8 protein-coding genes are annotated in these 11,586 nt (G+C 63.9%); 2 read left to right on the top strand and 6 right to left on the bottom strand.

What is annotated here, in order from left to right; translation table 11 throughout:
* Positions 1-22: 22 nt before the first annotated feature.
* The 4 genes from ACE1EY_RS07845 to ACE1EY_RS07830 all read right to left on the bottom strand — a co-directional run bounded on the left by ACE1EY_RS07845 (position 23) and on the right by ACE1EY_RS07830 (position 7,030).
* Positions 23-2,080 (bottom strand): alkaline phosphatase, encoded by a 2,058-nt coding sequence (locus ACE1EY_RS07845; RefSeq protein WP_370299882.1) that lies wholly within the window; start codon positions 2,078-2,080, stop codon positions 23-25.
* Positions 2,081-2,196: 116 nt separating this feature from the next.
* Positions 2,197-4,647, bottom strand: a complete 2,451-nt coding sequence (locus tag ACE1EY_RS07840) for a hypothetical protein (protein ID WP_370299881.1) — start codon at positions 4,645-4,647, stop codon at positions 2,197-2,199.
* A 432-nt stretch (positions 4,648-5,079) separates the two neighbouring features.
* On the bottom strand, positions 5,080-5,574 hold the full coding sequence (locus ACE1EY_RS07835) for a methylated-DNA--[protein]-cysteine S-methyltransferase (protein WP_370299880.1): 495 nt from the start codon (positions 5,572-5,574) through the stop codon (positions 5,080-5,082).
* Between the two features lie 10 nt (positions 5,575-5,584).
* Entirely contained in the window at positions 5,585-7,030 is a 1,446-nt protein-coding gene (locus ACE1EY_RS07830; protein WP_370299879.1) for an AlkA N-terminal domain-containing protein, read from the bottom strand.
* A 147-nt stretch (positions 7,031-7,177) separates the two neighbouring features.
* Here ACE1EY_RS07830 and ACE1EY_RS07825 point away from each other — a divergent pair, with 147 nt between their 5' ends.
* Both ACE1EY_RS07825 and ACE1EY_RS07820 read left to right on the top strand, forming a co-directional pair.
* Positions 7,178-7,918: a queuosine precursor transporter gene (locus tag ACE1EY_RS07825; RefSeq protein WP_370299878.1), complete on the top strand. Its 741-nt coding sequence runs from the start codon at positions 7,178-7,180 to the stop codon at positions 7,916-7,918.
* 82 nt (positions 7,919-8,000) lie between these two features.
* The gene (locus ACE1EY_RS07820; RefSeq protein ID WP_370299877.1) at positions 8,001-9,059 is read left to right on the top strand and encodes an AraC family transcriptional regulator; all 1,059 of its coding nucleotides are present in this window, start codon (positions 8,001-8,003) and stop codon (positions 9,057-9,059) included.
* Positions 9,060-9,069: 10 nt separating this feature from the next.
* Here the strand turns inward: ACE1EY_RS07820 and ACE1EY_RS07815 are convergent, their stop codons facing one another.
* Entirely contained in the window at positions 9,070-10,566 is a 1,497-nt protein-coding gene (locus ACE1EY_RS07815; protein ID WP_370299876.1) for a flavin-containing monooxygenase, read from the bottom strand.
* A gap of 146 nt (positions 10,567-10,712) precedes the next feature.
* Complete coding sequence (locus ACE1EY_RS07810) at positions 10,713-11,576, bottom strand: tryptophan 2,3-dioxygenase family protein (RefSeq protein ID WP_291512234.1); 864 nt, start codon at positions 11,574-11,576, stop codon at positions 10,713-10,715.
* Between the last annotated feature and the right edge of the window lie 10 nt (positions 11,577-11,586).

The following is an 11,586-nucleotide window of genomic DNA, read 5'->3' as shown; positions in this document are numbered from 1 at the left end:
TGCGTCGACGGGACGCTACAACCTATGCGTCTTCGTCCTGTGTCGCACGCATCCGGCGGCGCAACAGTTCCGCGGCACCCAGCAGCACCGCGGTCCCCAGGGTGAAGCTGCCACCCGCCCCTTGGACCGGGTCCGACGCCGGACCGTCCGGGGTAACAATCTCCGGGGGCAGTGTTTCCGGGGGTGGCGCCGCCACATCGTTGCGCGCGCCCACGACCGCCACCGGCGCCAGAACCGGACGCAAATGCGGGTTGCCGACGGGGGTGCTGTGCTGGGCCAGCAACTCGGCGGTGTCGCTCATGGCCCGCTGCGGCGAGGCCCAGTTTTCAAGGATGGCCTCGCTCTCGCGCAAGTGAATCATGGTGTGCCCGTACTCCGCACGCCAGTTGAAATAGATGAGATTGATGTTCGCGGCCTTGGCCGCCGTTTCCAGTGCGATGGCCGCCGCCAGTCCCGCCGGGCGGTAGTTCGTGTCGTAGGTTTCGGCGTCGTCGAACGGCGCAGCATCACGCCCGCCATTGGCCTGCCAGTACAGCTCATCGGCCACAACATCCTGCAGCCCCGGCCTGCCCATCGATGTGCCCACCATTTCCACGCCCACCGGCTGAAGCAGGCTGAGACCCGTCAGCGGCACGTAATTCGGCAATTGCGGATCTTCAGTGAGGTCGCTGCCAAACCAGCCATGCGAGTCACCCGAGAGCACGATGTTGTCGACGATCTCCTGCTCCCGCAGCCAACGATAGAGCTTGCGGCGGTCGGCCGGGTACCCACCCCAGCCCGAGGTGTAGAGCTCCGGCCCGCGCGGGTCGATGCCCAGCCCGGCCTCCAACGCCTCGCCGTAAACGTCGTACAGCGGAGTGTTGACCGTCCCCAGCTGCGACATGTTGATCTGGTTGACGATGACATTGTGTCGCGCGCCGCGCGCCTTGGCCGCCAGCAGTGTTTCCTGCAGCCACTGCCATTGGCGGTCGCCGAGAATCGGCATCTCGGTCGCGGCATCGTCGCGGTGCCGCCGGATGTCGATCAACACGATCTCGGCGACATCGCCGTACGGCAACGAGCGGTAGCTGAAAAACGCGTCGTCACCACGCGGTATAGGAACGTTCGTGTTCGGCCCCGTCGGCGCCGGAAACCGGCCTGAGCCGTCCGGGATCGGCGAGCGCAGTGGACACCACTCGTGATAGATCTCGCCCGCCTGCTGGCGTGAGATCAACACCGTGTCGCCATCACTGGCGTCATCGTAGTCATGCTGATCCGCCATGATCGCGAACGGCGCACCGATATGCGCGGCGATCAGGTTCGGGTCCTGATAATAAAGCGCGTAGCGGCGGCGGCACTCGCCGACCGATCGCCACGACCGGTTGTCGATATCCTCGTAACCCAGCACCTGCGGATTGCCGTCGGCATCCGGGTACTGACGGCTGGACATGTGATTGCCGGAGACTTCATAAACATGATCCCCGGCGTGGGTGATCAGATCGATATCGCCACGCTCGCCCATGCGTGCGTAGCCGTTGAAAAAATCCTGCCACCAGGACGTACAGGCCACGTGGCCGATAGTGAGTTCAGTAATGCCCTGCCCCACCGCAGGCGCGGTGCGCGTACGACCGATCGGCGAGCGATATCCCAGCGCCGTGAATGCGTACCAGTACGTGGTCGCCGGCTGCAGCCCGCCGGCATCCACTTTCACCGTGAAATCCCGGGCGGCATCGGTGGTCACGGTGCCGCTGTTGACCACATCCTGCAGCGCCGGGTCGGTGGCAATCAGCCAACCCACCTCAACGGTGGAAAACCCTTGCGGATCTGGCACCTGCGTGACATCCCAGCCTCGAGCATCGGGAATCGTGATCCGCGTCCACAGGATCACGCGATCCGCCAGCGGATCACCCGAGGCCACGGCGTGGCCAAACGGGATCAGTTCGGCGCGGGCCGGAAAATGCCAGTCCCCGCCCGGCAGTTCCGGGGAGAAGGCCTCGGCCTGCTGCGCCTGCACGGCGCTGGACAGGCCAGCACCGCCGACAGCAGCCGACGACACGGCGACAGTTCGAAGAAATTCACGACGATTCAGCGGGGGTGCCATGCGAACAGACTCATTGCGATTGCCAAGCCGGCCAGCATCGCATGTCCATATTTCAGGGTCGTGTCGATGACCGTCACCCGGCTTCCGGATCACGGGCGACGGTCCGGCATCAGAATCTACAAGGTCTTCAGGTACTCGATGATGGCTCGACGCTCTGGCTCGGTCAGCACGTCGCTGAAGCTGTGGCCGCCGTTGTCATTGCCCAGAATCCGCGTGTCGTAGACCAGCCGCTTGTCGAATGCCCCGGGAGTCGGGTCCGGCAGGCTGAGTAATCCGGCCCAGCTAATCGTACTGTTGAGCAGGTTCTGGGTCAGTTGCGAAAGCGACGGCCCCTGATCATTCAGCGGGTTGCAGTTCAGCACGGCGGTGCCGGGTATGTCGCTGCAACCCAGCACCGTATGTTTCCAGCCAGTGGCCTGGAAATCATAGGCGCGATCCAGCGACTGATCGAAACCCACGACAGGGCCGTCGCGGCGCAGCTGCCGCTGCCAGATGTCGGGGCGGGAAGCCGAATCCAGCACCTGCTCCAGCGTCGGCACGGACCCATTGTGCAGATACGGTGCCGTCGCCCAGACACCGTAAAGCGGTGGCGCCTGATAGCCGATCACCGATTTCTCCCAGCCGCAAAGCCCCACCGGTCGTTCGAGATACATGTCGTCGGCGACCTCCGTCAGCGGGTCCTTGTCCTCGGGTGGCACATAACCCGGCACGCCTTCGGGATACCCCCAATAGGTCATGTCCCAGCGCTCGCGCAGCGTTGGCGTGAGCATGTCCGCACGCGCCCGATCGGTGCCGATCACCTCCAGCGGGGCGATATGCGCACCGATGCCTTCCCAGGCCGGGTCGGCCAGGTACGCCGGATCGTGCACGTAACGCGGCGCATAAGCACCGTGACAGGAGGCGCAGGACCCATTGCCGCCATGAGGCCTTGGGGCGTCGGCGTTTCCGGCTTCCGCCCACAAATCCTTGGCGTGAAACAGCACCGCCCCCTGCTCGGCCAACGCGGCATCAATCTCGCGCGGCCATTCGGGCGAGCGACGGGACAGGAAAAAGGCCTCCAGGTCCTGATCCCACTGCTCGATCCGCTCGCGGTAGGGAGCGCCATCGGCGGAGAACAGATCACCGATCTCGCCGGGGCCAGCGGCCATGATGATGCGGGTGGAGTCATTGGATACACCGGCATCGAAGAACTTGCGCGGCCGCACGCTCATGTTCCACCACGGCGGCGTGTCCTGCGTGTGGGCCAACGGATGCGACACGTCCAGCACACCCTGGGCACCGTTAATGGTGACGAATTTCAAGGGATTCGGATTGAGTCCGAGATTGTCCGAATCCAGCACCGTCACCAGAAACTCGAAGGCGCCGACGGCATTGTTCTGTCCCCGCTGTTTGATGCCGATGTTGAACAGGGTGTTCACGTCCAGCGGCGGCAGTACATCGGCAACATATTCGGCCTGCGCCCACGGCATGCCATCGCGGCCGATCATCATCGGATCGTAGTTGTTGTTACCCAGCCCAAGGCTTGCCAGCCCCAGTGACGCGCCGCCGTCGGCGCCGTCCAGCTCCCCGCCGTGGCAGAGAAAGCAGGCGGCCGTACCGATTTCACCGGTCCAGCTTCCATCGTCATCCTTGAGCTGACGCATTCCCAACGGCAGCTGGCCGGAGCCGCCATTCGTGGCGTTCGGGTCCTCGCCGGGCAGCGGATAAGGGTTGTCGAACGACGCCGGGTTCAATCCGTAGCGCAGGCCGTAGAGCTCGTCGAAATTCTCCGGGCGCTCGTCCAGACCCCATGCTTGCCACGTGGCGTTGAATTCTTCCGCAGACATCGCCAGCGACGGCAGTTCGTCAGTCAAAAACTGATACCCCCGATCGCGTCGTGCCCGGTACTCCCCGCAGGTCCGGGGTGCCTGTTCAGCCACCGGCGCATTGACATGGCAGTCCTCCCAGAAGGCGTTGAAATAAACCGCCTTGCCCTCGTTCACGCCGGGCAGAATCTGCGAGCGTGGGTCCGGCGGCAACGTGGCGGAATCCGCTTGATCCGCGCAGAACGTCTGCCAGGCGTGTGCCGCGCGCTTGCTACCGAGCAGCGCCCGTTCCTGAACCGGAATCTGATCTTCGTTGGTAATGCAGTCGCTACCCTGCTCAAAACACTGCAGCAGGACTTTCATCGCCTCGTAGGCAAGGCCGCCCTGCGGCCAGGGCTTGCCGCCGCTATGCGGTTCGGCCGGCATGGATGGCTCGATCAGCAGCAGATTGGATTCGACGCCCTCGCCCAGCGCCTGCCAGGCGTCGTACACGCGATCGCGATCGCCTGCGGCATTCGCACCCAGCAGGAAACGATGGCCATCCTCGGTGTCAGCCACACCACCGGGAATATGGCAGGTGCGGCAGAAATCGAGTCGAGGCTGAACCTGTGTCAGAAAGTGATCGCCACCCGCTGGGGTGTCATCCACCGCGGTGTTGTCGTCCGCCTCGCCGGCATAATCGCCAGCACAGCCGGCCAGCATGCTCAGCGTCAGGCCGAGCATGGCGATCCAGCGCGGGTCACGTCGTACGTTCGCCGTCATGTCGTCTCCTCCTGACGGCCTTGTGTTGGTATTGATGGCCGTCTGCTGTCGCCGATATCCATGGCAACGGCCTGGATCCTACGCCGGGACGCTCATGGGATGAAATGACAGAACCGGCCAAGCGATCGATTCGAACGGCCATCGGGCAACCAGACTTGCCCCAGTTCCTCTGACTGCGCAGCTTGCATCGCATATGCAATGCAGCAGGAGCCTTGGACGAAAACTGCAACTACTCCGTCGCTCCGTGTCACCCGGAAGTGACACGAGAACGCCGAGAACGCGCTTCGCGAGGGCGAAACGCCGAGCAGCTTTGTCGAGGACGCGGTCGACAGGCAGATCGAACACCGCCGAATCCAAGACGACACCACGGTGACCGTGCTGACGGCGCGACATCAACAGGAAGAAGGCTACTGATGACACGCTCGGTTCGGCTCAGGACAACCGCAGCCCCGCAATGCGCGCTTCGTGTGCGAGCAACCATTGCTTGCGCTCCAAGCCGCCGGCATAACCGGTCAACCGTCCGTTCGCTCCGATCACGCGATGACAGGGCACGATGATCGCGATCGGATTGCGACCGTTCGCCATGCCGACCGCCCGCGATGCCGTGGGTGATCCGATCCGGCTCGCCAGACCGCCATAGGATTCGGTGCAGCCGAAGGCGATGCCGCATAACGCTGCCCAGACTGTTTGCTGGAACGCGGTCCCCGCCCCGGCCAGCGGCACGTCGAACGTCGTTCGCGTACCGGCGAAGTATTCGGTGAGCTGACGCCGTGTTTCGGCAAGCACATCATCTTCTGCGGCCATGCGATCGGCCGTCATGGCAAGCCGCTGCGGTCCATCCATGGACACGCCGCACAGCGAGGCGCCATCGCTGATCAATGTCAGTGGCCCGATCGGGCTGTCCATTTGAGTTTGGTATCGAGACATTGCTGCCCCCCTAGTCCGGTCGCGTCAGTGATTGCCACAGATGCATGGCGGCGTAGCTGCGCCAGGGTCTCCAGGCCTCTGCCCTGGCCAATAACTCAGCCGGTTTGTCGCAGGCAGCGGCTCGCATCAAACCAAGGTCGCTGGCCGGCAGGGCATCCGGTTGGCCCAGCGCCCGCATGGTCAGGTATTGAACTGTCCACGGGCCGATGCCGGGCAAGGCCAGCAGAGCTACTTGCGTCGCGGCCACATCGGCGCTCGGGGTGAGCACGATCTCGCCGTCCGCCACGCATCGCGCCAGGGTCTGGACGGTCTGCGCCCGGCGCTGCGTCATCCCCTGGTCGATGATCTGCTGCAGGGGCGCCTGCGCCAACACCTCGGCCGTCGGGGCCGCGCGGCTTAGCTCTGGCCACGGCGTATCCACCGGGCGGCCGAATGTCTGCGCGAACCGCCCGAACACGGTGGTGGCCGCCTTGACCGAGATCTGTTGCCCGAGAATGGCCCGCAACGCCACCTCGAACCCATCCAGCGCGCCAGGAATCCGCAACCCCGGCGCCCGTTGGACGAAACCGGCCATCAGCGCATCCTGGCCTAGATAAGCATCGATCGCCGCCGGGCTTGCGTTCAGGTCGAACAGGTGGCGGACGCCGGCGAGCAGATGTCGCAGCATCGGAACCAGCGACTCCGACACCGTGAGCCTCAGTTGGTGCTTGCCGGTATCGGGCTCGGCCTGCAGCCAGCCTGTCGTCTCGCCCACCTGCACCGTGCGCCGATAAACGCCCCGGTCGACGCGTTCCACAACCGTGGCGCCCCGGCTCGACAGAAAGCCCGCCAGCCCCTCCCAGTGCAACGGCGGTCGATAGCCGAGCTTGAGCACCACGCGCCCGGCCTCGGCGGCCGCTGTGCCTCGACGCATTGCGGTCGGATTCATGCCATAGCGACTGCGAAACAGGTGGTTGAATCGGCGCACGCTGGAGAAGCCTGCGGCGAACGCAACGTCGGCCATCGGCAGCTGCGTGTCGGCAATCAACTGCTTTGCCAATAACAGGCGACGCGTCTGTGCCAGCTGCACCGGTGAGACGCCATACTCCTGCTCGACCACCCGCCGCAGCTGACGCGCGCTCAGATCGAACTCCGCGGCCAGGGCATCGAGGCTGTCATCGGTCAACGCGCCAGCATCAATGCGTGCGAAAACCCGGGCCGCGGTCCGGGACACGGCATCGACCCTGGACGAGCCGGGCGCCAGCTCCGGCCGACACCGCAAACACGGGCGATACCCGGCCGCTTCGGCGGACGCGGCATTGGCGTAGTAAGTGCAGCGGTCACGGTGCGGAAGGCGCACGGTGCAAACCGGCCGGCAGAAGATCCCGGTGCTGGACACGCCGACAAAAAACTCGCCGTCGAAACGGCTGTCGCGCGCCTGCATCGCCGCGTAGCAGATGTCGGGTTCCAAGGTCATGGCGGCAGTCTAGTCCGGCCCGATCAGAAAGACTCGCCGTTTTCGGACATGACCCTGCGCGTAATGAAACCGGCCACGGGTTCTGCGGGGTTGGACGGGACGACCGTAGCGACGCACTCTTGGCCGCAGGGTTTCAGGGGCCGCTCCGTGACGCATCGTCCGCAACAGATCACCGCGTTTCGCTACTACGATTTCTGCCTCGTCGGCATGGTGGCGGTCCTGCTTTGCTCGAACCTGATCGGCCCCGCCAAGGTCTGTGCTGTGACACTGCCGATCGTCGGGCTGGTCAGCTTCGGTGCCGGCAACCTGTTCTTTCCGATCAGCTACATCTTCGGCGACATTCTCACCGAGGTTTATGGTTATGCCCGAGCGAGGCGCGCCATCTGGGCCGGATTCGCGGCAATGATTTTCGCCAGCCTCATGGCCTGGGTTGTCCTGCATATGCCCGCAGCGGACACACCGTACAACGCCCAGCTACAGCCCGCCCTGGAGGTGGTGTTCGGATCGACCGGCCGAATAGTCGCGGCCAGCATCCTGGCGTACTGGGTCGGCGATTTCGTGAACTCTTACGTACTCGCGCGGATGAAAATCTGGACGGGTGGCCGCTGGCTATGGACCCGCACCATCGGCTCCACCGTGTTCGGGCAGGGCATCGATTCGCTGATCTTCTATCCGCTGGCGTTCTACGGGCTCTGGGAGACCGACACCCTGCTCGTCGTGATGCTCTTCAATTTCGTGTTCAAGGTGGCGGTGGAAGTCGTGCTCACCCCGCTCACCTACGTGGCGGTGGGCTGGTTGAAGCGCTCCGAGCAGTTGGATACCTACGACATCGACACGCATTTCACCCCGTTCTCCCTGCGCGATGAGGGCGACCGCCGCAGCTTATGAAGTGGACCGCGGCCTCGTCGCCCGCGTAGATTGCGGGCAAAGCGGGTTGAACAACCGCTGTTCGAGGAGACACGGAGGATCGATGACGATCCCGCAGACCGGCACGCCCATGCCCAGCCATGGCGAGTTGCCACGTTCAATCACGCGCAGCATCGTCAGTGTCCAGTTGCTGGTGCGGCTTGCGGCAGACCATGGCCTGGACGCCGAAGACTGTCTCGCATCAACCGGGCTCACGGCCGCCGACATTGCGGCACCGCACCGGGACATCACGCCTGAACAGGAATTGCGGGTGATCGGCAATCTCGTTGCCGCCCTCCCCGATGTGCCAGCGCTGGGTCTGGAAGCCGGCGCGCGGTATCACCTCGGCATCTACGGCGTCTGGGGCTTCGCGCTGGCCACCAGCCCGACACCTCGCGCTCTGGCGGCTATCGCCCTGAGTTATCTCGATCTCAGCTTTGCGTTCGTCCGCTTCGACTTGGCGGTGCACGATGCCACGGGGCTGCTGACGCTGGACGATGCCCACGTGCCTGCCGCGGTGCGGCGCTTCGTGTTGGAGCGCGACTTTGCCGCGATGGCAAATGCCATCACCGAGATCATGCCCGGCGCCCGTCCGTTTCAGCGCGTTGATTTCGCAATGCCACAACCCGCGTATGCACGGGCCTTTGAACCGATCTGCGGCGTCAGGCCCTGCTTCGATCAGCCGCGGCATCGGGTTGTTTTTCAGCCTGGGTTTCTCGACACACCCTTGCCACGGGGCGATGCCCTGATTGCCCGCGCCTGCGAGGACCACTGCCGCCGCCTGATGCAACGCAAGCAGGCTCGCCAGGGACTATCGATGCAGGTAAGAGATCGGCTGTTGCGGTCGCCACACCGCATGCCGGATTGCACTGCCATCGCAGGCGAATTGCATCTCTCACCAAGAACGCTGCGGCGCAAGCTGATGGAAGAAGGCACCTCGTTCCGCAGCTTGAGTGACGAGGTGCGTCGCGCGCTGGCTGAAGAGCTGTTGACCACCGCGCAACTGAAGCTCGATGAAGTCGCCAGCCGCCTCGGCTATTCCGACGCGGCCAGCTTCATTCATGCCTTCAAGCGCTGGACCGGAGAATCCCCGGCCAGCTACCGCCAGGCGCGGTGGCGCTGAGCCACACCGATCAGGCAGCCGCCGCCGTCTCGCCCGCCTGCACGGTGCCCGCGGCCTCGAACCGCAGCACGCCATCTTCGATAGGGTCCTTCAGCAGCATGTCGCAGTCACGCTCGTAGTTATGCAACACCCGCCACGGCAGCCTCGTTCCCTGGCGCGGCAAACCCTGTGCGCCCCGACGCACGTAGCCTGAGGCCAGTTCGTCCATGATCGACTCGCCGGGCACGCGAACGCCGTCGTCATCGTGGGCCGCGACCACCTCATAGTTGTTGCTGTCCATGTGACGCAGCAACCGGCACAGGTACTCGGCCGCGAGATCCGCCTTCAGCGTCCACGGTGCGTTGATGTAGCCGAAGATGTAGCCGAAATTCGGCACGTCCTCGACCATTACACCCTTGTACGTCATGCGCTCGCTGGCCGATTTGCTCTCGCCATCGATCTGCAAGTCCATGCCGCCGAGCATCTGCAGTTCCAGGCCGGTGGCCGAGATGATGATGTCGGCTTCCAGCTCGCGACCGGATTTCAGCCGGATGCCGGATTCGGTGAAGGTCTCGATATGGTCGGTGACAATCGAGGCATCGCCCCTGCGTAGGGTGTCGAACAGATCACCATCCGGTACCGCGCACAGGCGCTCATCCCAGGGGTTGTAGCTGGGCTCGAAATGCGACATGTCGACGTTCTTTCCGAGCTTGCGCCTGACGCCGGACAGCAGCATCTTGCGCGTGGCCGCCGGCCAGCGTTTCGCCGCCTTGTAGATCAGGCGCTGGAGGACAATATTCCGCTTGCGCGCCATGCCGTAGACGACCGAAGACGGCAGCACCTTGCCCAGGGTCTCGGATAGCTTGTCGAAACCGGGAACGCTGAAAATGTAGCTGGGCGACCGCTGCAACATCGTCACATGCGCCGCCTTGCCGGCCATTGCTGGCACCAGGGTCACCGATGTTGCGCCGCTGCCGATGACCACCACCTGCTTGCCGGTGTAGTCCAGATCCTCCGGCCAGTGCTGTGGATGGATGAGCTGACCCTTGAACGCGTCGGCGCCCGGAAAGTCCGGCATGTGACCGTGGTCGTAGTTGTAGTACCCGGTGCAGGGAATCAGGAACCGGCACTCGAACTGCTCGTCTTCGCCGGCCGCTTCGTTCGTCGCGGTCACAAGCCAGCGGCGCCGCGCGCTGTTCCAGTTCGCGCGCACCGTCTTGAGACCGTAGTGGATGTGGTCCTCGACGCCGTATTCGCGCGCCGTCTCTCCGATGTATTCGCGAATCGACGGACCATCGGCCAGCACCTTGAGCGCGTGCCAGGGCCGGAACTTGTATCCAAAGCTGAACATGTCGGAATCGGACCGAATGCCGGGATAACGGAACAGATCCCAGGTGCCGCCCAGCCGTTGCCTGCGCTCGACAATCGCAAGGCTCATGCTCGGGCACTCCTTGGCCACGTGGCAAGCCATGCCGATACCGGACAGGCCGGCCCCGATGACGAGTACGTCAACAGTCGTTGTCTTCATGGTGTCTTTCGCCTCCATCCATGCGTTTTGACCGGATTGCATGGAGCAAACCCGGGCCGTGAACTATGCCAGAATTATCCGGAACGTTACATTGCACGATGTAACGTTTCATTGACCCACGTTAGCGGCTGATCGGGACGGCGCGGTCACTGCCCCTCGAAGATCGCGTTGCGCACCTGCCACAGTTCAGGGAACAGAAAATCCTCCATGCCTTCGATGGCGGTCTGTTGCAGATACCGCAACCCGGCCGAGCCACCGGTCCCGGTGGAGCGGCCGATAACCCGCGCCACCGTGGTCAGGTGCCGGAAGCGCCAGCGCCGGAAAGCGTCTTCCAGATCGACCAGGCGCTCGCCCAGCTGGAACAGCGACATGTATTCGCCCTGATCGTCGTAAATCCGTTTCCAGGTCGCGAACACGGCCGGATCGCTTGCGCGCCCATCGCTGTAGTCGCCGCCCTGCTCCGGGCGCGGCGCGATGCCGGATTGCGGAAACCGCTGTGACAGCAGATGAATTGCCGCGTCGTAGATGCTGGGCTCGGCGCAACGCCGGGTGAGCCTTTCCTGCACGGCCGGGTCGCGATGCATCGCGATCACGTCGACCTCGCGAACCGACTCGCCGGTGTCGAAGCTGCGAATGCGCTGCTTTTCGCCCAGCAGGAACTCGATCTCGCGATTCTGGACTGACTGGAATCCGGAGGCGCCGTCACGGCCCACGCTTTCGCGAAACACCTGAAACTCGGTGGGCGACAGCGTCGAGAGCACGTCCCAGGTTCGGATCTGCACCAGCTGGATCTGATGCACCCGCGACAGAATCTTGTAAGCCCGCATCTCGTCGCCGGCATACAACGCGCGCCGGGCACCTTCGAGCTCATGAATCATCAGTTTGAACCAAAGCTCCTTGGCCTGATGAATCGTCAGAAACAACAGCTCGCTATCCGCCTCGGTGGCGCAGTCCTGCGCCGAAAGCAGCTGGTCCAGGTGCAGGTAGCTGCTGTAGGTATTTTCACTCATTCGTCTCTCC

It is taken from the genome of Abyssibacter sp., from assembly GCF_964229365.1.
In the GTDB taxonomy this organism is placed as follows: Bacteria; Pseudomonadota; Gammaproteobacteria; order Nevskiales; family OUC007; genus Abyssibacter.
The sequence above is the reverse complement of the archived record's forward strand: the minus strand, read 5'-3'. Positions and strand labels throughout refer to the sequence as shown.